The sequence below is a fragment of the Leptothoe spongobia TAU-MAC 1115 genome (genome assembly GCF_018739885.1).
Classification (GTDB): domain Bacteria; phylum Cyanobacteriota; class Cyanobacteriia; order Phormidesmidales; family Phormidesmidaceae; genus Leptothoe; species Leptothoe spongobia.
In genome coordinates, this window is the sequence record NZ_JADOES010000001.1 from 1 (window position 1) to 22,229 (window position 22,229).

Genomic DNA, 22,229 nt, shown 5'->3' on the forward strand with positions numbered 1-22,229 from the left:
TGTTTTCTCAGAAATTGGGCTATTTTGGTTAATCTATATGTACTACTGTCTCATTTGAGACGGGTGCAAGATCTGAGTTATATAGAAATTCTCTGGTTGTGCCTAACGTTAGTATTTGCATCCCTACTTACAATCGGGCAAACATTCTGCCCTATGCAGTGAATAGTGTCCTTAATCAGACCTACGGCGACTTTGAGCTGATTATCTGTGATGATGCTTCTCCTGATAACACCGCTGATGTGGTTGCCCAGTGGAATGATCCGCGTATTCGCTATATCCGTCAACCCCAAAATATCAAGCGCAGTCGTAACATGCGATCCGGGTACGAAGCTGCCCAAGGAAAGTATTTCATCAAATTTGATGATGATGACGCGCTAACTCCCACCTTTTTAGAACGTACTGTTGCCATCATGGACAAGCAGCCAGGTGTGGATTTTGTTTGCACCGATCATTGGGTGATCAATGCCCACCATGAACGGGATGAAGCTGCCACAGTGGCTAACTCAGCCAAATGGGGCAAAGATCGTTTGTCTGACGCTGCGATCGATGACTTACTCAAGGAAACCTTTGTCCATCAAAGCTTGCAGGTGGGTTCTACGCTCTTTCGTAAAGCCTGTCTCAAGGAGGTGGACTTTATGCGTTTTGAGGCCGATGGTTGCGAAGATTTTGATTTATTGGTGCGTTTAGCTGCGGCTGGCAAAACCGGGTATTTTATCCCTGAGCGTTTAATGGAATATCGATTTCACGGCGGTCAAACCAGTCTAAGACAAGATATTCATTTTCTGTCTGCTAAGATTTTTTGTCTGGAGAGTTATCGATTTAACGAGCGTCCAGATTTAGAATCTATTCGTCACGCTAAACTCAACGGTCTAAAACAGGTGCTGGCAATGCGGTTAATCGAAAAAGGTGAGTCTCAGCGGGGACGACAGCTAATTCAGGAATTAGCGGCTCAGGGGCCTTTATCGTCTAAAGCTAAATTGGGCCAGGCCTTATCTTATTTACCCCTAGGTCTACGTCAATTAGCATTTCAAGGATTTCGCCAAATACGACCTCAGGACTACAGCGAACGTGTGCGTAATGCAGCGAGATAAAAAACATAGAAAGCTATCTCTTTTTCTAGGGTTTGCCCTGGGGCTCACCCAATGTTCGACACCGCCAGTTATAGAGCTTGAGCCTATCGATGTGAGTCAGGCACCTGTGTCGCGACCTCAACTCACTGTAGAAAATTGGCCCGATGATGCCGCCGCTGTTGCCAATGTCCATATCGTGACGATTCCCCCGAACTATCCAATGGACGTAGCCGTGGATGAAGGGTTAAAAACGGTAGAAGAATTTGCAGTTGAGACTAAGGCTCTAGGAGTGCTCAATGGTGGTTTTTTTGATCCAAATAATGCTCAAACCACTTCATTTATTACAGTTGATGGTTCTTTAGTTGCCGATCCTCGTGATAATTCAAGGCTACTAGACAACTCCGATCTGGCGGTTTATATGGAGCAGATTCTGAATCGTTCGGAGTTTCGCCGTTATGACTGTGGTGAAGCGATTCGTTACGACATTACGTTCCATCAGGGGCCTGTTCCCGATAATTGTGTGCTTCATTCTGCCCTGGGGGCAGGTCCCCAGCTTTTACCAGATGACTCATCCCAAGCAGAGGGGTTTACTGACTACGCTGACGGTACGCTTATCCGTGATGCCATTGGTAGCCAACAGCGCAATGCTCGTAGCACCATTGGGATTAAACAAGACGGCACTCTGGTGTGGGTGATGGTGGCACAGATCACCCCCTCTGGTGGGATGACCCTACCTGAACTATCTGCATTTATGGCTAGCTTGGGGATTCAAAAGGCCTTAAATTTGGATGGCGGGAGCTCATCATCACTCTATGCCTCATGGCCAGATATAGGAGCGTCAGATATAGAAGATGGTGTCCAACCTCGGTCTTACTATGGGCGGTTGGATCAAATGGGTCAAACAATACAACGCCCTGTCAAGTCAGTCTTATTGTTCTCTAGAGAGACCGGTGCACCCTTATCGACGGATTAGTCTCCAGAATAGACATCAGCATGTCGTAGGTAGCCTAGCTGGATAAGTATCCAGCAAATCACACCGTATATGGTGCCTGCTGTAATCAGAATTTTATACCCAGGCTCAACGACAGTCTGCATGGCAGGCGGGGTGAGTATGACCCCTGCCAGTAGCGATGTAGCTACTGACGTCAATATAAATGTAAATGAGCTAATAGCTTCTGGAGAACGTCGGGTTTTAGGCTGTTTTGAGCGTTTAACCTGTCTTACTAAGGTACGAATATTGTCAAGAGCCATGCCTGCCCAAGGCCATAACTGCATTCCACTGATAAAAGCGATGGGAAACATCAGAAAACCGACAAGACCACTCAGATGAGAGTAAGGGGCGACTAGAGCGGTTAGATGAGTTCCGCCAAAGCTGCCGCCAAAGAGCAGTATGGCTGACGTGAAAAAATTGACAGTTGATTTTGGGGCTGGAGACGATGACATGGGGCGGGCAAAAGTTGTTCTGTCTGTTACGTTTACAGCCCGATTGGATGAATGTACGGAAGGCCATCATGAACTTATGGATAAGTGTTCTTGACCTGTGTAGATCTACTCGCAGGGCGTTAACACGTCCCTCAAACGGATACTTAAAGAGCAACCCATAATTCACGTCAAGGGCTACCTTTGCCAGAAAGTTAAGCAATGAATTCTCAGAGGCCTAATTATTTTCTAGTCTTTGGTCTACCTTTAGCCAAATTTGTCTAACAGCTCAAAGCTTGGACCTGATCAAAATAAAATCCTACTGATGCTCTGCGGCATAGGCAGCACAATCAATACGAGAAGTGCCATTGCTAAAAGTCCCAGCATGTCACGTATGCCATCTAACTCACTCAAATCATCCAGGGCGGGATCGTCTCGACTAGGCATAAATACCAGGAGTAGCGCCCATAGCAAATATTCTGGCTGGATAAAAACCATGGCTGCGACTAATACACGGGCAATATTGCCAATGGCTGCGCCCCCCCAACGGCCATACATGGCATGGACAATGTGGCCCCCATCTAGTTGACCCACGGGCATAAGATTGAGTGCTGTTAGGACTAATCCTAAACAGCCTGCGATCGCAACTGAATGCAAGTAGATAGCCTGATCCATCTGTAAGCTATCTCCCAATGCCAGCTTACTTAGAAGGGTTAGTAAGATTGAACCCTTGGGATCTAAGGACTGAAAGTTAAACAGGCTAGATGCTTCGGTCAAGTCCACCACCTGGGAATGGGCCAGCCCCCAAATCACAATGGGTAGGCTGACAATAAATCCGGCTAGGGGACCCGTTAAGCCCAGATCAAATAATGCCCGACGGTTGGGGGCAGGGGCTTTGATGCGCACAAACGCGCCTACGGTACCTAGAAAGTAAGGGACAGGAATAAAAAATGGAGCAGTTACCGCAATCTTATGGCGACGTGCGCTAGCGTAGTGGGCTAGTTCACGCACCGCTAAAATCACCATGACCGCCAAACTATAGCCCAACCCTTTAACCAGCAGCCTTGGCTGAGAAAGCAGTTCTGGAATTGATAATTCTCCGACCAGGAGCAATCCTGCCAGGGTAGTAGTGCCCAAGGTCAATATAAATAGCACCAGAGATAATAACCAACCACTATTCTCGGAAGACTTTGGCTGACGCTTATTAGGGACCAGGGTAAAAACAGGGTGTCCATTACGTTCTTCCTGTAAGACCACCAAAAACTGTTCACCAAATTGTGATCTCACATTCTGCTGTACAGTACTATGCGCAACGGCTGGTGTTGCTTTGAGCCGTCCTCGGCAAACCATCATCTGTTGACGACGTTCAATCTTTTGCAAAAAGTACACGGACCAAGGGAAACATGCCCGCAAACGCTCTTCCTCTTCCCGCTTGATCAACATCGGCGGCGGTTGAGACGGACGCGCTCTAGGAAGAGGCACGGTGGGCATCTCGTCTTGGGGGCGTCGTCCCAATAGTACTACCCACGTATAAACCAAGGGACAGATAACGAACAATGACAATATCAAAAGATTGGGCGGAGCATAGCGACCATATTTTAGGACCCATGCCGTTAACGCCAAAATTGGCGTCATAATAATCAGCCACAACAGCCAGACAGGCGAGCGCGTCATTGTCGCTACACCGCGACGAATGACCCAGTAAGTCAAAATTCCCAGTAAAATCGATAACAATACAAATGTCATAAACCCGCAATGCAACCCCTGCTAGGGCCCTGATTTAAGATACCAGGTGGGCCAGAGGGTTAGAGGCAATTGCATCTTTGGAGATATTGGTGTCTACTTCAAACCCAGGCAGTAAACCTGCTATTAACGAAACCACTCGAACGACCATAAAATTACCCCAACCGATATTTGATGCCAACTCAAGGATCCATGCATTTCCACCGAATCGTGAAACGTTGGGTGGGACAGCTTATTTCATAGAGGTCTTATCAGATGGTGGTTTAAGCAGCAATATTTTAGTTGATTGTCCTGCTTGGAATGATACTAATGTAGACTTTCTGATTCAGCAGGGCGGCGTGGAATGGCTGGTCATCACCCACCGTGGTGGCAGTAGCCGTGTCCGTGACTGGCAATCAAAATTGGGCTGTGAGGTAGTTCTCCAAGAGCAAGAGGCGTATCTGCTACCCCAAGTTGATACCAACCCGTTTCACCGGGAGCGAACGCTCACACCTCAGCATCGACTACTGTGGACGCCTGGGCATTCTCCTGGCTCGATTTGTCTCTATAGTGCCATTCATAGTGGCATCCTTTTTACGGGGCGTCATATCCTACCTACTCGTCAGGGAGGTGCTACACCTTTACGGGTTTCTAAAACTTTTCACTGGCCCCGACAGCTCCAGCATATCCAGCGTTTATTAGATGAATTCACCCCCCAAACCCTAAGCTATATATGCCCAGGTGCTAATACTGGTTTTCTCCGAGGCAAACGATACATTGAGCAGGCTTATGACAAGCTGGCGAGTCTAGACCTCCAGGAACTGTCCAAGAGCCAAGCGCTGCTTTAGAGGGAAGGAGTTGAGAACTAAAGACTACTACTCACGCTATCCTCAGGCATCGGGTTAAACGTCTTCAAGATTTCACCCACTGGCAGATCAGCTGGATGCAATAACCAAGTCTGATGACAGGGTTGAAGTAGGGTCTCAACTAAGGGCGATAGCTGACTAATGGGTACTAGCCCCTCACGGGTTTTGAGCTTAATACCTCGTTGGTAGAGGGTATAGCCCCGGTTACGAATATGACGTAAGCCCACGTAAATTTCAGTCTCTGGGACAAGACCATAGGCTTGACACCTCGTTGCTGAGAGGATGTCCGTTTGCTGCTTATAAGTGTAATGACTAATGTCTGTAGCCTTCAGGAGGCGACGATTGACAAAGCGCTGACATAGGTCTGCAAGCAGCGGATCACTATGATTTTGCCACTGCTGGAGATGATAGTGCAGCACATAGTCATCCTGAGCCAAGTATTGTCCCAAAGGGAGGTCATCGACCTTGTTACTCAACCAGCTGGTCATGGTGGTGTCAGCCTCTAGAGTCCCTGCTGCGAGGAGCTTTCTTGCTCGCTTGATAGCCTGCTCCAAAACCCAGGTCGCGACTAGATTTTTGGGGTGATTATAAATGTGAGCGTACATAAAGTAGCGCACCACTAGGTAATGCTCAATGGCACCCAGGCCTTTCTTGGCGACGATTAGCTGCTGACTGGCTGGATCATAGTCCAGGGCCAAGATGATGCGGTCAAGATCCAGCTGACCATAGGAGGCTCCTGTAAAGTAGCTGTCGCGCATGAGATAGTCAATGCGATCGCAATCCAATTGACTCGATACCAATTGCCAAACGCAAGGCACCGGATGTTCATGCTTATAAATTTGCTCAATCTCAAGCCGTAGGCCTCTAGAAAAAGTATCCAAAAGCCCACGCACTTCAGGAGATAGTTCCAGAATACGCAGCGTCCAATACTCGTGATGACCACCAAATATCTCCTCAGCAGTATGGCTAAAGGGACCGTGCCCCACATCGTGCAGCAGAGCTGCGCACAGAACGGCTCCCCGATACTTACCCAGCATGGGATAAATAGCCGCCAAACGATCAAACGCCCGTCGAGCAATGGCCATTACCCCCAAAGAATGGGTAAACCGAGAACTTTCTGCACCATGGAACGTTATATTCGCTGTCCCCAGTTGACGAATACGCCGTAGCCGCTGAAAAACCGACGTATCAATGAGCTCAATCAGCAGTGCCTCAACTGGATCAGCACTATCTAGGGTGATAGCGCCATGGAGAGGATCATGATACGTACGAGTTTTAGGCGACACAGCTTATGTCATCGACGGCATTAAGGCTTTCATCAACATCTGAACCGCCGCCTGATATTGACTATCCTCACTGGTAGCAAACTGCTCACGGGTCAGGGGTTCAGTGGCTATAGTTTGATCTGGAGTGATCCCCAACTTATGGATATCGTTATGGTTAGGAGTTTCATACTTAGCAACGGTTACAGCTAGACCTGAGCCATGGGGCAGATCAAACAAAGATTGAATCAGTCCTTTGCCAAAGGTCGTTTCTCCTACTAGTTGGGCTCGTTTATTTTCTTGGAGAGCCCCGGCTAAAATTTCACTGGCGCTGGCAGTGCCTCCATTGACCAGAAGTATTAAAGGATCTTGTGTCAAGGCTTCAGGCCCAGCTTCAAAGCTTTCCAATATCCCTTGACGATTGACCGTATAGACAATGGTGCCCTCATCCAACCAGAGTCTGGCAATTTCAATCCCTGCTTGCAATAAACCGCCTGGATTGTTACGCAAATCCAAAATATAACCTGCCGCGCCTTGCTGCTCTAGCTTGGTCAGTGCTGCTCGAATATCCTCAACAGCATTGCCATTGAACTGGCCCAAACGAATGTAACCAATCTTTTGAGTGTCTTCAGAACGCAATTCTGAAAACACTGGATTAAGGTTAATGCGTTCACGGGTGAGGTTTACTTCAAACAACTCAGTCCCTTCTCGCTCTATTCCCAAAGTCACAATGGTTCCTGCTGGGCCTCTCATTCTGGCCGCCGCCTCATCCAATGAAAAGGATCCTGTTGGAACACCATTGATAGCGACAATCTCATCCCTAGGTGATAGCCCTGCCCGTTCTGCTGGAGAACCAACAATGGGAGCAATTACGCGTAAATGCTGATTATCGTCATCCTTAGCAATTTGCAACCCTACTCCCAAAAGTTCTCCAGACGTATTGGTTTGTAGACTTTGATACTGCTCCGGCGGCAAAAAGCGTGTGTAAGGGTCATCCAGCTTTTGCAGCATTGCTTGAGCCGCTTGATAAGCATCTTCCCAAGTGTTTAACGAACGTTTAAGTACTTTTTCGCGAGTAAACCACCAGTTCTGATGATTAAAGGTCTCATCCAAATAGGCCCGATTCACAATGCGCCAAACTTCCATCACCAGCTTTTGCTGTTCTGTAAAAGCAAAAGCTGGCAGATTGGCACACCCAAAACTTAGAACTGTCGCGATACATATCGCGCAGATACCCCTTACAAGAACTACGCGTAGCAGCCCAGTTTTTCTCATTCTTCGCTATAGCTCAAAAACACCGCTACTTAACTAAAAAGGCAATCCTGTCGTTAAGAGCTATCAGGACATCTGTCATCGTCCCTTTTAGTCAGAATAGCGGCTTCCTCAGAATACTGTGATCCTTTCTACACTTGCGATCGTAATTCATAGACGCCTTAGTCTATCGATACAAAATTAATTTTTGCAAACTTTTCTCAGTCATGTAATTTGATCGTCTAGGTTGCCATTTGTCTATGTTCAAACTACTTAAAAATCTTGGCAATGACCTATTCTCTGGGTGATTAAGCTATTTTCGCTACAGCTTTAACAGGGTAGAGAAGTTTGAAAATAGGCAGTTTCTAAAGGGTGGTTGTGTTACATTTTTTAGTAACGGCATAGATCTATTTTTATATCCGCGCTTCATGTTTACTAAGCAAGTCACCGACTCTAAAGCCTACCAATGGTTTAATGAGCGTCTTGAGATTCAGGCACTCGCCGACGATATTTCCAGTAAGTATGTGCCTCCCCATGTCAATATCTTCTATTGCCTTGGCGGTATTACTCTGGTCTGCTTCATTATCCAGTTTGCAACTGGTTTTGCTATGACCTTCTACTACAAGCCAACTGTAGTGGAGGCTTTCAGCTCAGTTCAGTACCTGATGACTGATGTTAGCTTTGGTTGGCTAATTCGCTCCATCCATCGTTGGTCTGCCAGCATGATGGTGCTGATGATGATTTTGCATGTTTTCCGTGTTTATCTCACAGGCGGCTTCAAGAAGCCCCGCGAGCTGACTTGGGTGACTGGCGTCATTATGGCCACTATCACAGTTTCCTTTGGTGTTACTGGTTATTCCTTACCTTGGGATCAGGTTGGTTATTGGGCTGTAAAGATTGTATCTGGTGTGCCCAGTGCAATTCCTGTTGTAGGCGGTTTAATGGTTGAGTTTATTCGCGGTGGAGAAAGCGTTGGTCAGGCTACTCTGACTCGCTTTTACAGTCTGCACACATTCGTTTTGCCCTGGCTGATGGCTGTGTTTATGCTGACTCACTTCTTGATGATTCGTAAGCAAGGTATTTCCGGCCCTTTGTAAGGATTTGAACCAGCTTGGCCCTGAGCCTTATCTTCAGTTTGCATCAGCTTTGATAGCTTTTAAATGTTTTAGTTGATTGCTGATTGTATATTCAATCTTTGTTTCAGGGTTAAGCTGTCTTTACCAGGTCGCGCATTCTGTTTAGAGGTAAATTAGGAGACGATTTGAGCTATGGCAACGATTAAGAAGCCTGACCTCAGTGATCCTCAACTTAGAGAGAAACTGAAGCAGGGCATGGGGCATAACTATTATGGTGAGCCCGCTTGGCCTAACGATTTGCTGTATATCTTCCCTGTGGTAATTCTGGGTAGTATTGCATGCTGTGTGGCACTGGCTGTGTTAGATCCTGCGGTTATAGGTGAGCCCGCTAATCCTTTTGCGACACCTCTTGAGATTCTTCCTGAATGGTATCTGTACCCTGCATTCCAAATTCTTCGGATTGTACCTAACAAGCTCTTGGGTATTGCTTTGCAAACTGCAATTCCTCTTGGTTTGATGCTAGTTCCCTTCATCGAGAGTGTTAACAAGTTTCAGAATCCATTCCGCCGCCCAGTGGCAACAGCTGTATTTCTATTCGGTACCTTGACTACTCTTTGGTTGGGTATTGGTGCAGCTCTTCCTATCGATAAGGCTTTGACTTTAGGCCTGTTCTAGAAATTGACTTTTCTTTCGCAGCAGGTTACTAGCATTAGCTTCTTGAATGTTCGCTGTATGTATGCGAATTTTCAAGAAGCTTTTTAATGTGTCAAGATACGGCTAAGACACCTACCCATTTAGAGGCATCTATCGATTTTTCAGTTGTTTTCGGGCAAACTATTGGTGCGAACGTGCCGGTTAGTCGGACATGTTAAAGCAAGATCAGTTGATAGTTCAAAGTAGGCTAGAAGACCTAACTCAAGTACAGCAGTGGTTTGATCATTTTTGCTCTGCATCACAGCTGCCATGGCTTGAGTCAGTTTTCGATCAAGTAAATCTAGCACTGGCAGAAGGGTTTACCAATGCTGTGAGGCATGCTCATGCTGAGTTGCCGACAGAAACTCCCATTGAGATAGATCTACTGCTTTGGCAGGAGAAATTGGAAGTGCAAGTTTGGGATATGGGGGGACCATTTGATCCTACCCAATTGGTTGAGCCAGAGCCAGGAACACTCAAAGTAGGCGGTTATGGTTGGTTTTTAATGCGCCGGTTGGCCGATAACGTTGATTACGAACGTAATGATTTGGGGCGTAACTGTCTACGAATTGTTAAATGTTCGGCAGCATCGTAAAGACGTTATGAAGTATAGATACCAGATAGTCTAGAGAGCTTATAGAAAACTGGGGCTTTGCAGATGCAATTAGCTCGTGGCCCATGGGCACAAGATACATTTGTTTTTATTGAAGTATTTGGTTGTGAAGGGGGAATTCAGTCCTACATCAAGGACGTGCTGATGGCCTATGCGGGCTTAGATAGCGTTGGGACTGCGACTATTTTTCTGTTGCGTGACAGCCTAGATGATATTCCGCCTGAGTTTTTATCGCGTTTTAATTTCCATTGTTTCCAGTCAGGGCGGCCAATGGTTGACCGCATTCGGTTGACCTTATCTTTGGGGTTACACTTATTGCTGAAGCGTCCCCGCTGCTTATTTTGTGGGCATATTAACTTAGCTGCTATGGTGAGGCAGTTAGCGCGATTGGCCCATGTGCCCTATACCGTGCTTACCTATGGTAAGGAAGTCTGGTTCCCTTTAAAGCCTGCTGAAAGAAATGCATTGCGAGCGGCTGATCGCATTTGGACCATTAGTCGTTACAGCCGTAACTTAGCAGCTGAGGCCAATCAGTTGCAGGCAAACCGTATTGAAATTCTGCCTTGTACCGTTGATGCACAGGAATTTACTCCTGAGATCGCAAATCTAGAACTACAGCAGCGCTACAACCTCTCAGATTCCAGGGTCTTGATGACGGTTGCTCGCCTGTGGAAAGGAGATCCGTATAAGGGGGTGGATGTAACGATACGGGCATTGCCTGAGATTTCAGATTCCTTTCCCAATGTTAAATATCTTGTGATTGGTCGTGGTGATGATCAGCCTAGGCTAGCTCAGTTGGCTAACGATTTGGGTGTAGCCGACCGTGTTGTATTTGCAGGCTTTGTGCCCAACGTAGAGCTTGTCGAACATTATCGTTTAGCCGATGTATATGTCATGCCTTCTCAGGAGGGGTTTGGTATTGTTTACCTAGAAGCTATGGCTTGTGGTATTCCAGTGATTTCAGGTAATAACGATGGCTCTGCTGATCCGCTGCAGGATGGTCGTCTAGGCTGGCGTGTGCCCCATCGGGATCCTGAAGCCGTCGCATTAGCTTGTATAGAAGCGTTACGAGGTGACGATCGCCGTTGTGATGGCATTTGGTTACGTGACCAAACCCTAGCAAAATTTAGTAAGGATGCTTTGACAGGGCAACTGAGGAAGCTTTTAGAAGATTTTGTGCCGCTTGCATCTCAAGAAAATAGTCAGTTCAAAAGCAGACTGCGAACCTAGAGGTCGGACGGTGAGTCAAGGTTATAAAATATAGGCTCAAAGGCCACGCAGGAGGCGACAGAATGACTCCCAACGGATTTAGGCAGTTACAGCTCAACTTTTCTGGCATGGGATGCTGGTTAACCCTGGCCATTGGGTTTGGGTTAATGACCACTGTAGGGATTGGTTGGCTTTTAAAATCCTTGTTGGTCCTGATTGTTTTGTTGGTTTCAATACCTATCCTGTTGATTGTTGGCGCTCAGTTCTGGCTCAAACGGAACCTAGTTGAAGGTGCCTGCCCATCTTGCTCACAGCCTCTGACTGGGTTCCAATCCATGATGCCTATGTCATGTCCCAACTGTGGAGTAGCATTGCAGGCCAAGGATGGCACCTTTGTTAGAGTGGCACCTGAAGGCACCATTGATGTGGATGTTGTAGATGTAGATACTGTCGGAACCGATACTGCCGAAGCCAATGAGGCAACAACTATTATAGATGTGGAAGTTTTGCCACCTGCCGATAGTTAGCTTTAAACCTTATCCACGTCCAGAACTGGAGTTTTACCGTGGGAGAAACTACAGGTTTCAACTTGGACGTGGTTTATAAGATCTTAGTTAGTTTTGTAAGATTTTTAATCTGATGTAATTCATAAAAATACCGCCGATGAAAATTCATGGGCGGTATTTTGGCTGACATGAGTCATCAAATTGGGGTGACTAAAGATTTACTGCTGAATGGTCAGCGTAAAAGGAGCGCTATCCCCATCAATATCTCCAACATATAGATGGTAGGTGCCTGCTTTATACAAGCCTCGAGATTGAATTGTCCCTCCATCAAAATCATGGGCTAGGATGCACTCGCGTGAGTTATTGTCAGGCCCGACCATCAGTAATGTGTAATCATTACTGCCTGTTACTGCGATTGATACCGAAGCAGTGGGCTGAGTGATGTTGAAAGAATAGTCAGGCTGAGCGGGGACAAAACCGCATTCGGTAGATGTTTGAGGACCACCACTGGTGCCGCTAATTTCCGTTGCTGACTGACCATAAACAGCAGCGGTGGGTGCAGCAGCCATAGTGGCAGCAATTAACAGAGAAGCGATGTTTTTTGTGGCAATATTTTTCATCGATAGCACCTCGGCAACTTATAGGGTAGCCTTACGAGAACACTGGGTCTTTGTCTGAATAACATCCCTCAGGATGTATATCTCAATACTAGTGTCAGGATACAGCTAACGCGATCAGGTATGTGCCAGTTTGCTGAAGATTAATAAAGTGGAATTGTCGTATAGCCTGTATTACCAGGATTTTTAGGTTTGATTGATGGTGACAATTAGGCAATTTATCCTAATGAACTTGGGATAAAGCTCGTAGGCTTACTGAAAACAGCAAGGTTTCTCAATGGCTCAGCAGATCATGAATGCGCAGAACTCAATGGTACCTATCCCAAGAACGCGTTTAGCTAGGCTGGGTTGCAGACGTTTAGTGGCATGGGGATTAGAGATTGGTTTAGTAGCTATGAGTGTTGCAGTACCTTGGGGGTTGGGACAATATGAGCTGGTGAGAGACACTCAGATACTTTCACCTATTGAAAAAACATCTGAGAATTTAACGGAGCAGAGGCCCTTTGAGCAACCTAAGGAAGATGTTGCTCTAAATCCTTTAGTGAAATTGGCCCAGAAGGGATGGGCCCGTATGGCTCAAATACCGCCCCATCAACTGCATCAGACAGTTCCGCGTGCCACCAACATTCTCTGGACAATTGCATTGATAGCGCCTGTGGTCGTTACTGGAGGGCAACTCATACAGTTGAGTTGTACGGGGAGTACTTGGGCTAAACGATGGTTAGGTATTCAGGTGATTTCGACGGCTGGTGGGTACCTAAAGCCAAGACAGGTCCTGATGCGCGAATTTTTCCGCTGGGGAGTCTCTGTCGGGATTGGTGCGGGAATCATGTTTGCCACGAATATTTCGTTGGGAGCATTGACTCCTGCTGTAATTGGTCTATTGGCCATGGTTGAAGGCATGACGGCGTTCGCTGCAAATGGTCGCCCATGGCATGATCGCGTGGCCAAGACCCGCGTAACGATGAAAACGGCTGGGTATTTGCCTATATCTAGCGAACCCTTGGTTTATTCTCTGCCTATTAATAATGATTTCTTGTCTGGTGGCGTTTTATCGGATGATGCTCTATCTCATGGCAATGGCGCGATACAACTCTATGGTGAAACGGCCAATGATGATGATTGGTGGCTCACTGAAGATGAGGGCAATCTGACATCGGTGGTTTTAGCTCCGCGTGCTTCGCGGACGTCTGGTAATAGCTTAGTGCTTGCTGAACGGCCTAAATCAGCGTTATCTGGTCAACTTTCCTGGGTACTAGTGTGCGGTGGTATGGTGCTGGCTTGTGTGGCTGGTTTTGGGTTTGGTCGGCTCACTCAATCATCGGCTAAGGGACATTTGGAGGAGGATGTTTTTTTACAGACCACCCAAGCTCTCTCGGCTAATATTCAGTCTGGTGGGGATTACAGTGCCGCTATTTTGATGCTGGCTCAAGTAGACGATCCTCGTACGGCTAAATATCTAACGGATTTACTGAGCCAAAGCTCACAGCCAGAAACCCTAACTACGATTCAACAGGCGTTGGTGAGTCAGGGGCTGGATAGTCTATCGCCTTTGTTGGCATTGGGTCATGTCCTGGAAAGTGATCTGCAGCAACCACTATCTGCTGAGATTCGTCAAGTTCGTTTAGAGCAGCGTCATGTGGTTCAGGGTGCGATCGCAAAGTTACTGACGATTTACAGCAATAGACTAGCCAATGCTCATTTTGACCGTGTTAACTTAGGCCTCTACCATGATGCGGATCGTTCGTTTCGCCTCATTCAGCCAGGATTATTGGCAGCAGGGACAAGTTGGCAGGGAGCCAACTTAAGTCAGGCCAACCTGGCAGGTGCGAGTTTCTTTGATGTGGGTGCTGATGGCAAAGCTGATTCCTTTGACGATAGGATTAGTGACCTCCGTGGGATTAGCCTAGTCGCTGCAAGTTTGGAGAAAGCTAATTTGCAAGGAGCACAATTAGCCAATGCCAATCTCCGTCGTACCAACCTGACAGATGCCAACTTGGTCTATGGCAACCTAGAAAGGACACAGCTAACGAACGCTCGGCTTGTTAATGTCAATGCATCTCAAAGCCATTGGCAAGGCAGCAACTTAGTGGGAGCAGATTTGACTCAGGCCAATTTTGATAAAGCTGATCTAAGCCAGGCCAGGCTCAACCGCATCGAAGCGTCCCATAGTAGTTGGAAAAAAGCGATACTAACCCAGTCAGACTGGGTTGGAGCTAATTTGATTGGATCAGATTTTAGTCAGGCCACCTTGTCCAGCGCCAACTTTCAAGGTGCGAATCTCGACAGTGTTAATTTCAATCGAGCTGATCTGAGACAGGCAAATTTACGTGAGGCCGATCTTAGACAGACTAATTTAATTGGCGTAAATTTAACCGACGCTGACTTGGCTGGTGCAATTTTTCATGATGGCAGCAATGTTAGTGGCAGCTTTATCACCCCTAAGGCACAGGTGAGTGCCACTAATCATCTTCAGGGTGTCAATTTTAGCCATGTGCGTAACTTGGATAGTCGCCAGTTAAACTACATTTGTGCCCAGGGCGGAATTCATCCCTCATGTCAGCAAGTGCAAGCCCAAGAAGATGATGGATAGACCATGCAACGTACTCGACTGAGCACATTAGTGGAGCAAGCGGGTCAACGCTTTAGTCAGTGGATCTTTAATCCCTGGCGTCGTATCTCTTTGGCTGTGATTAGCTTGCTATTTGGGAATTTTTTTGCCACCGCAATTGCGGCAACGGCAGGACAAACAGCGGAGATCGATATTCTGATTTCGGCCATTCTAGTGGCAATGGTTGAGTTAATTAGCTGGCTGTATCACCGCTCTCGTACCAGGGACCAACGTACGGTGTTACCGGAAATACTCAACTCTTTCAAGCTAGGAATGGTTTATGGGCTGTTTGTTGAGGCCTTTAAACTCGGTAGTTAAGGCCATGGATTCGATCATTTGAGTGAGTTGGTGAGCCTGTCTCTGAATACTTTTCCAGTCTTGATGACGGACATGATCATCGGTGAACAATCCGCTAGAAATCCCCACTGCTGTTGCGCCAGAGGCTAATAGTTCGGCGGCATTTTCAACCGTTACACCTCCAGATGGAATCAAGGGAATATGGCCAAAGGGGCCTCGTAAACATTGTAGATAAGTAGCTCCTCCAAAGGCCTTGATGGGAAATACTTTTACACTAGTGGCCCCCGCTTCCCAAGCGGTTAATATTTCGGTGGGAGTCATAGCTCCTGCTACCGTAGGAATATGAACGGTACGACCATGATTTAGCAAAGCTAATGATGTGTGAGGGCTAAAGCAGAACTGAGCACCCGTTGCGATCGCAATTCGCAATTCCTCCTCAGTCAAAATTGTTCCAACACCTACTGTGCAATGGGGTATGGCCTGTTGAATGGCTTGCAGTAGTGCCACGGGCTGATAACTATTCCAAGTGATTTCGAGTAAATGAATGCCGCCTTCAGCTGCAGCCAAGGCCATATTGAGACCACTCTCTACTGTCTCAGCCCTAATAACCGCAATTACTCGATGGGTACGTAAGGTTTTGAGCCAACGCTGTTGATATTCGACAGGATGCGGCAAATTTGGACGAGGATGAACTGAATGTAGTGCTGTCATAACCTGTGAAGAGGGCCTAGTTCTACGACCATTGTGCAGGTACCCATCATTTTTGTTTGAACCTCTTAGGCTTTTAGACCAATTTGCAATACAGAAATTGTTGCTTTTGTAAGCAGTGCTAACAAAAGCAACAATCCGTGTAACAAAACAGCAAACAAAACAAAAGCCGCAGGCTACCCTGCGGCTTTAGATGTCAAATCTCCTAGGAGTCAGACTGAGAAACGCTGGTTTAAGATCTAAGCAATACTGGCCATGCTGACATTGTTTTCAATCAACAGGCGCTGCAGCTCATCAGAATCAACCGTTTCCTTATCCACTAGCATGCTTGCGAGCTGGTCAAGGACACCACGATTGTCAACTAGAACTTGCTGGGCACGGCTATAGGCAACATCCACCAGACTACGAACTTCTGCATCGATAACGGCAGCTGTTTCTTCTGAGAAATCACGTTCAGTGGCGATGTCACGGCCCAAGAAGGGATTACCCTGCTGACGCCCCAGCGCCACCGGACCAAGTTTTTCGCTCATACCAAAGCGAGTTACCATCTGGCGGGCCACCCGAGCTACCTGCTGGAGGTCATTGGAAGCACCCGTGGTAACTTCCTCATCTCCAAAAACGATTTCCTCAGCTAGACGGCCACCCAAAGCTACTGCCATCTGGTTCTTGAGATAAGAACGAGAGTAAAGACCAGACTCCAGACGTTCCTCACTGGGGGTAAACCAAGTGAGACCACCGGCCTGACCGCGAGGAATAATGCTGATTTTCTGTACCGGATCATAGTCTGGCATCAATGCGCCAACTAGGGCATGACCTGCTTCGTGGTAAGCGACCAAAGACTTTCTCTTCTCGCTCATCACCCGATCTTTTTTCTCAGGACCAGCCAAGACACGATCAATTGCATCGTTAACCTCATCCATGGAGATTTCAGTCAGGTTGCGACGAGCAGCTAGGATAGCGGCTTCATTAAGTAGGTTAGATAGATCCGCACCGGTAAAGCCAGGAGTACGACGGGCAATTTTCTCCAGGTCTACATCCTTGCTAAAGGTTTTACCGCGAGAGTGAACCTTCAGAATTTCTAGACGACCAGAGTAGTCGGGACGATCAACGACTACCTGACGGTCGAAACGACCAGGACGCAATAGAGCTGCATCCAATACATCGGGACGGTTAGTCGCTGCGATGATGATGATGCCAGTGTTTCCTTCGAAACCATCCATCTCGGTAAGGAGCTGGTTTAGGGTTTGCTCTCTCTCATCGTTACCACCGCCAAGGCCGGCACCTCGCTGACGACCTACGGCGTCAATTTCGTCAATAAAGACGATACAAGGGGCATTATTTTTGGCCTGTTCAAACAGGTCGCGGACACGGGAAGCTCCCACCCCCACAAACATTTCTACAAACTCAGAACCGGAGATAGAGAAGAAGGGTACACCGGCCTCTCCAGCAACAGCCTTAGCCAACAACGTTTTACCAGTACCTGGAGGGCCTACTAGCAGAACACCCTTAGGAATCTTGGCTCCAACAGCTGTAAAGCGATCAGCATTCTTTAAGAAGTCAACGACTTCGGTCAGTTCCAACTTAGCTTGGTCAATCCCTGCTACATCCCCAAAAGTGACCTGGGTTTGGGGTTCCATTTGGACACGAGCTTTGGATTTACCAAAATTCATGGCCTGACTGCCAGGACCATTTTGAGCTCTGCGTAAAACAAAGAACAGCACCACCAATAGCAAAATTGGAATCAATAAGGTGCTCAGTACTTGCAGTAGGCGATTTTCTTCTGCCTGACGTTGAACCTCGATATCTACAGAGTTATCAGTCAGGATATCAACGAGACCAGGGTCACTAGGCAGGTTCACAACAATTCGACGATCTTTGCCAGCCGAGTCGGGGCCAGTTGGATCAGAAAAACGAGCTTGGCTACGATCAGCACTAATGACGACCTTCTCAATGGAGCCATTTTCAACTTCATTAATGAAGCGGCTATAACGCCATGATTCAATCTCAATGCGGGGTTGTTCGAAAAATGCAGTTGCCAGTGCGATCACGACAACCACTAATAATACGTAGAGTCCTGCGTTTCTCCAGCGCTTATTCACAGGGAGTAAGCCTCCTAAAAGTTTGTATTTTCAGCAATTTCAGCGAGCTGACCTATGCTGAACTGAGATTTGTTAACTTATGTTAACGCATTTCAGGATTCTGCATGGGTTGCTCCACTTAAGCCTTTTTCATGTCCAGAATTGAAGTTTCCCTGTACAAGGAACCTCAAGGTTTTAACTTGGACATGGCTTAGCAGTTGCGCTTGCGCATAGCAGGACGGTAAACCATTTGCCTGAGAGCGCTTAGACCTTCGTGGGTAGAACTATAGTTTAGTTTAATATTCCCAAACAGAACTGTGTGGATTGGCAGGATGCCGACCACACAGTTGCTGTAGACCAAGCATTCGAACTTTGCTACGAGATCTAGTGTCCAGGGTTGGTCAGTAATGACTTGGCTAGTCAATGTTTTGATCAATCGGGCTCGGGTAATGCCTGGCAGCAGGCCTGAAGTGAGAGGCGGTGTCCACCAATGACCAGATTGGTATCCCCATAGATTGCCGGTACTCGTTTCTAGCCATTCTTTATCAGTACTCAAGATGGCATCACGGGCTCCGTGTTTTTTGGCCGCTTGCATGGCTAACCAGCAAGGGAGGTAGTTGCTGGTTTTATGACTGGGTAAACAGCGTTGATACTGAGGACCTTGGGCAACCCAGACCACGACTCCTTCGGTTTGCTGCTGCTCGAGGTTCTGGGGTAAAGGACGAGCCGTGATCAATTCTTGGCCACTAGCAAGGATGGTCAGGCGTAAAACTGGGTGATAGGTGAGCAGTGTTTGACAGCCTACAATAACGTTTTGCCAATTGGGTTGGGGCCAGCTGAAGGCTTGTACAGATTGGGATATGCGATCGCAGTGCTCCCTCCATGCTGTCAATGGATGCTCCAGACTCCTCTCATAAACCCGCATTGTCGTAAATACGCTAGCTCCATAGGCTAATGCAGGATTTTTGGGATCAATCGATAGGGGCTCATTCTCATATAGCTTTCCTGCAAACCAATAGCTCATCTGTCACGTATTTTTAGAAGTTGAGGAGCTACTTAAAATCATCAAGCCTGAACCCCAAAGATTGCTCAAATCTTAGAAGATGAGAATAGGCTTGGACAGGGGGCAAAGGGTGCAAAAATCAACGGTTAAACTGAGTCAGTATGAGGCTGCCTACTTAGATATCGGCGCACCAGATAACCCTGTGTTGCTATTTCTCCATGGTTTTTTAGGTGAAAGTAGTTTGTGGCTTTCGCTCATGGACCTCCTCTGTGATCAATATCGCTGTATTGCTCTAGATTTACTCGGATTTGGCGGATCGGCCAAACCGAAGCTGAAATACGCTATCTGGCATCAGACGGCTTTTTTAGGTGAGTTTATCGCTGCCTTAGAACTCGAAAATGTCACCCTCCTTGGTCATTCCTATGGTGGTTGGACCAGTGCGGCCTTTGCTATTGAGCAGGCCGATGTGAACTCATCCATTCTGAGTAATCTCGTTCTGATTGCGCCAGCTGGAATTCGAGATGATAGCTTTGTGGGGCGTTATAACTACATGCGTCCGATTTTGTGGGAAACGCCTGTGGTGGACTGGGTGCTAACGGGGCTGAAACCTATTGCCAAAGTGACAGGCCAGCAAAAGACCTATGAGCAGGTGACCATGGCAAGACGGGAGTTTGGTAAGCAGCCTGTGGCGAAGTCCTTTATCGTCGATCGCTTACGACCAGAAGATGCCATCGACACAGTCGAGCAAGAGATTCATAAAATTGCAATACCAACTCTGGTGATTGCGGGTGCCCAGGATACGACGATTCCCCTATGGCATTGTGAAACCTATGGTCAGGGTGTAACCGGTGCCAGTTTCGAAGTATTACTCGAAGCTGATCATGATTTGATTCGGACGGATTGCGATCGCATCGCCACTGTGATTAACCAATTCCTTCGATCATCGGATGGAAGAAAAAGGCTAGACCAATAATGGTGTAAGTTGCCAGCAACAGTGTCCCTTCTAACCAGTTAGAGCTGCCGTCGCTACTAATGGAGTTGGCAATTAAAATCGATACAGCCACTGCAATTAGCTGGAAGTTATTAAAGTCAAGGTCCATGGGTTTACCCATTAGCCAACCAGCAATCACTAATACAGGTGCAACAAATAGAGCTATCTGCATGCTGGACCCTACGGCTACAGACAAAGACAGGTCCATTTTATTTTTCAACGCTACGGTTACAGCCGTAGCGTGTTCGGCAGCATTACCAATGATGGGCAACAAGATAACGCCCGTAAATAACTCAGACAGGCCTAGCTGTTTAGTTGCTACCTCTAAGGAGCCCACCAACCATTCGGATTCCACCGCAACGACCAGGGTAGCTGCTAGAAGCACCCCAACCCACAGAACCAGGTTCGGATCTTCATGATGTTCTTCGTCTACACCTTCCTCTGCTGCTGTGCCCACATCATATAGATAGGCATGGGTTTTCATAGAGAACAGCAGTGTTAGGCCGTACACCAAAATCAACACAATGGCTACGGCCACGGACAGTCGCTGTAGCGTGGGTTCACTAATGGATGGAGATGTAAAATCCACCGCCGTTGGGATCAAAATCGCAATCACGGCCAAGTTCATGGACGATGCATTCATACGGGCAATCACCGGTTGAAAGGTTTGCTCCTTGAATTTGATGCCTCCTAGCAGCATCGAAAGGCCCATGACCAGTAGTAGGTTCCCGATAATTGAGCCGGTAATGCTGGATTTTACGACATTGATTAACCCTGCATTGAGCGCAATCAGAGCAATAATCAATTCGGTGGCGTTACCAAAGGTGGCATTGAGCAAGCCGCCTAAGGAGGGGCCTACAACCACAGCAATTTCCTCGGTGGCATGGCCCATCCAGCCTGCTAACGGAATGATCGCAATGGCCGCTGTGGCAAAAATGGCCAATTCCCCCCAGCCTAGGAAATGGGCCGCCGCAGAAATGGGCACAAATACCAGCAGACCAAAGAAAATGAGGTTTTTGACAGACATGGAGGCATTAAAGCATCGTTGAGCATCATCAGATTACCCAAAGGAGGGACAACTGGGGGGATATTTCTGATGATTCTTGGGATGAACTTTACAAGTTGTGCAGGTATCTGAAGACCGTCATCGTTGGAGCCTTAGATTGATTACTGGGAATGATTACTGAATCTAGAAAGGGCGGCTTGATTTTGAAGTTGATTCTGGCAATTGTAGGCTCGCTGTCACTGACATTGGTGGTGTTTTACGCTTGGGCAACTTCCGGTAGCTACCCTCGCGAAAACTATACGGATATCCTGACCTATAACGTTGATAGCTCTGATGCTGACGGGCAGCAACTGTCCCTGGTGTCCTATAACATTGGCTATTTGTCGGGGTTAACAAATCTAGAAGCGGTGAAACGTCCTCAGACCTTATTTGATGACAATTTGGCAAATGTGATTGCTAACTTCCGTTCTATCAATGCCGATATCATTGCTTTCCAAGAAATTGATATCGACTCTAAACGTTCCTACCATGTCAATCAACTGGAAGCCCTCGCGAATGGTCTGGGTTTGGCTAAGGCTGGTTTAGCAATCAACTGGAACAAAAACTATGTTCCCTTTCCCTATTGGCCTGTTTCGGCCCATTTTGGCAAGATCGTTTCGGGTCAGGCTGTGCTTAGCCGTTATCCGATTGCTGAAAATCAGCGCATTGTGCTGGACAAAGTAGCCAGTCGTCCATTTTTCTATAATGCTGTTTACCTAGATCGTTTGGCTCAGGTGACTCAGGTGGACATTGGCGATCAGTCCCTTATGGTCATCAATGTTCACCTCGAAGCATTTGATAACCCTACGCGGTTTCAGCAAACCCGCATTGTACGAGACATGGCGGAAACCTATGCCAAGGACTATCCGGTGCTATTAGTGGGCGATTTTAACAGCGCCCTTAATCGCCCCGACGAGGGAGACCGATCCATTGAAATCATGGCAGAGTCTGAATTATTGACATCGGCTTTACCTAAGGCTCAGTGGACTAATCAGCCGACGTTTCCGTCGCAACCACCTGAGCATAAGCTCGATTATTTGTTCTATACGCCAGCGACCATCGAACTCAATGGCACTCGTGTGGTAACAGAGGTTGGAACAGCATCGGATCACCTACCCCTAATGATGACGTTTACGCTGAAGTAACTTGCCATTGTCTGACCTATCTGTCTATCGGGAAGAGCCCCCCTACT

21 protein-coding genes are annotated in these 22,229 nt (G+C 47.3%); 12 read left to right on the forward strand and 9 right to left on the reverse strand.

Annotated elements, in window-relative coordinates:
• Positions 1-98 precede the first annotated feature (98 nt).
• Positions 99-1,091, forward strand: a complete 993-nt coding sequence (locus tag IXB50_RS00005; RefSeq protein WP_215606882.1) for a glycosyltransferase family 2 protein — start codon at positions 99-101, stop codon at positions 1,089-1,091.
• Complete coding sequence (locus IXB50_RS00010) at positions 1,078-2,043, forward strand: phosphodiester glycosidase family protein (protein ID WP_215606883.1); 966 nt, start codon at positions 1,078-1,080, stop codon at positions 2,041-2,043. Before IXB50_RS00005 ends, IXB50_RS00010 begins: the two co-directional genes overlap by 14 nt.
• On the opposite strand, the gene IXB50_RS00015 is transcribed toward IXB50_RS00010, so the two are convergent.
• Both IXB50_RS00015 and IXB50_RS00020 read right to left on the reverse strand, forming a co-directional pair.
• Positions 2,040-2,513: a hypothetical protein gene (locus IXB50_RS00015; protein WP_215606884.1), complete on the reverse strand. Its 474-nt coding sequence runs from the start codon at positions 2,511-2,513 to the stop codon at positions 2,040-2,042. The two genes, IXB50_RS00010 and IXB50_RS00015, sit on opposite strands and share 4 nt — an antisense overlap.
• 282 nt (positions 2,514-2,795) lie before the next feature.
• On the reverse strand, positions 2,796-4,235 hold the full coding sequence (locus tag IXB50_RS00020; RefSeq protein ID WP_215606885.1) for a site-2 protease family protein: 1,440 nt from the start codon (positions 4,233-4,235) through the stop codon (positions 2,796-2,798).
• Between the two features lie 89 nt (positions 4,236-4,324).
• Between IXB50_RS00020 and IXB50_RS00025 the strand changes: the two genes are divergently transcribed.
• Positions 4,325-5,059: an MBL fold metallo-hydrolase gene (locus IXB50_RS00025; RefSeq protein WP_246564004.1), complete on the forward strand. Its 735-nt coding sequence runs from the start codon at positions 4,325-4,327 to the stop codon at positions 5,057-5,059.
• Between the two features lie 17 nt (positions 5,060-5,076).
• Here IXB50_RS00025 and IXB50_RS00030 read toward each other — a convergent pair whose 3' ends face one another.
• On the reverse strand, positions 5,077-6,363 hold the full coding sequence (locus IXB50_RS00030) for an HD domain-containing protein (protein ID WP_215606886.1): 1,287 nt from the start codon (positions 6,361-6,363) through the stop codon (positions 5,077-5,079).
• Between the two features lie 3 nt (positions 6,364-6,366).
• On the reverse strand, positions 6,367-7,614 hold the full coding sequence (gene ctpA, locus IXB50_RS00035) for a carboxyl-terminal processing protease CtpA (RefSeq protein WP_215606887.1): 1,248 nt from the start codon (positions 7,612-7,614) through the stop codon (positions 6,367-6,369).
• Between the two features lie 404 nt (positions 7,615-8,018).
• Between ctpA and petB the strand changes: the two genes are divergently transcribed.
• From petB to IXB50_RS00060, 5 genes are all read left to right on the forward strand, one after another.
• A complete protein-coding gene (gene petB / locus IXB50_RS00040; RefSeq protein WP_215606888.1) occupies positions 8,019-8,687 on the forward strand; it encodes a cytochrome b6 in 669 nt (222 codons plus the stop codon).
• 171 nt (positions 8,688-8,858) lie between these two features.
• Positions 8,859-9,341: a cytochrome b6-f complex subunit IV gene (petD, locus tag IXB50_RS00045; protein ID WP_215606889.1), complete on the forward strand. Its 483-nt coding sequence runs from the start codon at positions 8,859-8,861 to the stop codon at positions 9,339-9,341.
• Positions 9,342-9,531: 190 nt separating this feature from the next.
• The gene (locus IXB50_RS00050) at positions 9,532-9,954 is read left to right on the forward strand and encodes an ATP-binding protein (RefSeq protein ID WP_215606890.1); all 423 of its coding nucleotides are present in this window, start codon (positions 9,532-9,534) and stop codon (positions 9,952-9,954) included.
• A 63-nt stretch (positions 9,955-10,017) separates the two neighbouring features.
• The gene (locus IXB50_RS00055) at positions 10,018-11,202 is read left to right on the forward strand and encodes a glycosyltransferase family 4 protein (protein WP_215606891.1); all 1,185 of its coding nucleotides are present in this window, start codon (positions 10,018-10,020) and stop codon (positions 11,200-11,202) included.
• A 62-nt stretch (positions 11,203-11,264) separates the two neighbouring features.
• Complete coding sequence (locus IXB50_RS00060) at positions 11,265-11,708, forward strand: hypothetical protein (RefSeq protein WP_215606892.1); 444 nt, start codon at positions 11,265-11,267, stop codon at positions 11,706-11,708.
• A gap of 197 nt (positions 11,709-11,905) precedes the next feature.
• On the opposite strand, the gene IXB50_RS00065 is transcribed toward IXB50_RS00060, so the two are convergent.
• On the reverse strand, positions 11,906-12,307 hold the full coding sequence (locus tag IXB50_RS00065; protein ID WP_215606893.1) for a hypothetical protein: 402 nt from the start codon (positions 12,305-12,307) through the stop codon (positions 11,906-11,908).
• 307 nt (positions 12,308-12,614) lie between these two features.
• On the opposite strand from IXB50_RS00065, the gene IXB50_RS00070 reads away from it, so the two are divergent.
• Together IXB50_RS00070 and IXB50_RS00075 are read left to right on the forward strand one after the other, a co-directional pair.
• Complete coding sequence (locus IXB50_RS00070) at positions 12,615-14,897, forward strand: pentapeptide repeat-containing protein (RefSeq protein ID WP_281413216.1); 2,283 nt, start codon at positions 12,615-12,617, stop codon at positions 14,895-14,897.
• 3 nt (positions 14,898-14,900) lie between these two features.
• Positions 14,901-15,233, forward strand: coding sequence for a DUF565 domain-containing protein (locus IXB50_RS00075; RefSeq protein ID WP_215606895.1), 333 nt, complete (start codon positions 14,901-14,903; stop codon positions 15,231-15,233).
• On the opposite strand, the gene IXB50_RS00080 is transcribed toward IXB50_RS00075, so the two are convergent.
• From IXB50_RS00080 to IXB50_RS00090, 3 genes are all read right to left on the reverse strand, one after another.
• Positions 15,183-15,923, reverse strand: coding sequence for a bifunctional 4-hydroxy-2-oxoglutarate aldolase/2-dehydro-3-deoxy-phosphogluconate aldolase (locus IXB50_RS00080; protein ID WP_215606896.1), 741 nt, complete (start codon positions 15,921-15,923; stop codon positions 15,183-15,185). The genes IXB50_RS00075 and IXB50_RS00080 overlap by 51 nt on opposite strands.
• Positions 15,924-16,159: 236 nt before the next feature.
• The gene (gene ftsH3, locus IXB50_RS00085) at positions 16,160-18,019 is read right to left on the reverse strand and encodes an ATP-dependent zinc metalloprotease FtsH3 (RefSeq protein ID WP_215606897.1); all 1,860 of its coding nucleotides are present in this window, start codon (positions 18,017-18,019) and stop codon (positions 16,160-16,162) included.
• A 190-nt stretch (positions 18,020-18,209) separates the two neighbouring features.
• Entirely contained in the window at positions 18,210-19,022 is an 813-nt protein-coding gene (locus tag IXB50_RS00090; protein WP_215606898.1) for an aminotransferase class IV, read from the reverse strand.
• Between the two features lie 109 nt (positions 19,023-19,131).
• Between IXB50_RS00090 and IXB50_RS00095 the strand changes: the two genes are divergently transcribed.
• On the forward strand, positions 19,132-19,974 hold the full coding sequence (locus tag IXB50_RS00095) for an alpha/beta fold hydrolase (RefSeq protein ID WP_215606899.1): 843 nt from the start codon (positions 19,132-19,134) through the stop codon (positions 19,972-19,974).
• Here the strand turns inward: IXB50_RS00095 and cax are convergent.
• The gene (cax, locus tag IXB50_RS00100; RefSeq protein ID WP_215606900.1) at positions 19,925-21,019 is read right to left on the reverse strand and encodes a calcium/proton exchanger; all 1,095 of its coding nucleotides are present in this window, start codon (positions 21,017-21,019) and stop codon (positions 19,925-19,927) included. The genes IXB50_RS00095 and cax overlap by 50 nt on opposite strands.
• A 149-nt stretch (positions 21,020-21,168) precedes the next feature.
• Here cax and IXB50_RS00105 point away from each other — a divergent pair, with 149 nt between their 5' ends.
• Positions 21,169-22,182 (forward strand): endonuclease/exonuclease/phosphatase family protein, encoded by a 1,014-nt coding sequence (locus tag IXB50_RS00105; RefSeq protein WP_246564007.1) that lies wholly within the window; start codon positions 21,169-21,171, stop codon positions 22,180-22,182.
• Positions 22,183-22,229 lie beyond the last annotated feature (47 nt).

What these genes read in the sequence shown, in the direction of transcription:
- petD (WP_215606889.1), top strand. Translation starts at nt 8,859, where the DNA reads ATGGCAACGATTAAGAAGCCTGACCTCAGTGATCCTCAACTTAGAGAG.
- petB (WP_215606888.1), top strand. Translation starts at nt 8,019, where the DNA reads ATGTTTACTAAGCAAGTCACCGACTCTAAAGCCTACCAATGGTTTAAT.
- cax (WP_215606900.1), bottom strand. Translation starts at nt 21,019, where the DNA reads ATGTCTGTCAAAAACCTCATTTTCTTTGGTCTGCTGGTATTTGTGCCC.
- ctpA (WP_215606887.1), bottom strand. Translation starts at nt 7,614, where the DNA reads ATGAGAAAAACTGGGCTGCTACGCGTAGTTCTTGTAAGGGGTATCTGC.
- IXB50_RS00055 (WP_215606891.1), top strand. Translation starts at nt 10,018, where the DNA reads ATGCAATTAGCTCGTGGCCCATGGGCACAAGATACATTTGTTTTTATT.
- IXB50_RS00105 (WP_246564007.1), top strand. Translation starts at nt 21,169, where the DNA reads ATGATTACTGAATCTAGAAAGGGCGGCTTGATTTTGAAGTTGATTCTG.
- IXB50_RS00075 (WP_215606895.1), top strand. Translation starts at nt 14,901, where the DNA reads ATGCAACGTACTCGACTGAGCACATTAGTGGAGCAAGCGGGTCAACGC.
- IXB50_RS00090 (WP_215606898.1), bottom strand. Translation starts at nt 19,022, where the DNA reads ATGAGCTATTGGTTTGCAGGAAAGCTATATGAGAATGAGCCCCTATCG.
- IXB50_RS00070 (WP_281413216.1), top strand. Translation starts at nt 12,615, where the DNA reads ATGGTACCTATCCCAAGAACGCGTTTAGCTAGGCTGGGTTGCAGACGT.
- IXB50_RS00065 (WP_215606893.1), bottom strand. Translation starts at nt 12,307, where the DNA reads ATGAAAAATATTGCCACAAAAAACATCGCTTCTCTGTTAATTGCTGCC.
- IXB50_RS00015 (WP_215606884.1), bottom strand. Translation starts at nt 2,513, where the DNA reads ATGTCATCGTCTCCAGCCCCAAAATCAACTGTCAATTTTTTCACGTCA.
- IXB50_RS00010 (WP_215606883.1), top strand. Translation starts at nt 1,078, where the DNA reads ATGCAGCGAGATAAAAAACATAGAAAGCTATCTCTTTTTCTAGGGTTT.
- IXB50_RS00060 (WP_215606892.1), top strand. Translation starts at nt 11,265, where the DNA reads ATGACTCCCAACGGATTTAGGCAGTTACAGCTCAACTTTTCTGGCATG.
- IXB50_RS00050 (WP_215606890.1), top strand. Translation starts at nt 9,532, where the DNA reads ATGTTAAAGCAAGATCAGTTGATAGTTCAAAGTAGGCTAGAAGACCTA.
- IXB50_RS00080 (WP_215606896.1), bottom strand. Translation starts at nt 15,923, where the DNA reads ATGACAGCACTACATTCAGTTCATCCTCGTCCAAATTTGCCGCATCCT.
- IXB50_RS00020 (WP_215606885.1), bottom strand. Translation starts at nt 4,235, where the DNA reads ATGACATTTGTATTGTTATCGATTTTACTGGGAATTTTGACTTACTGG.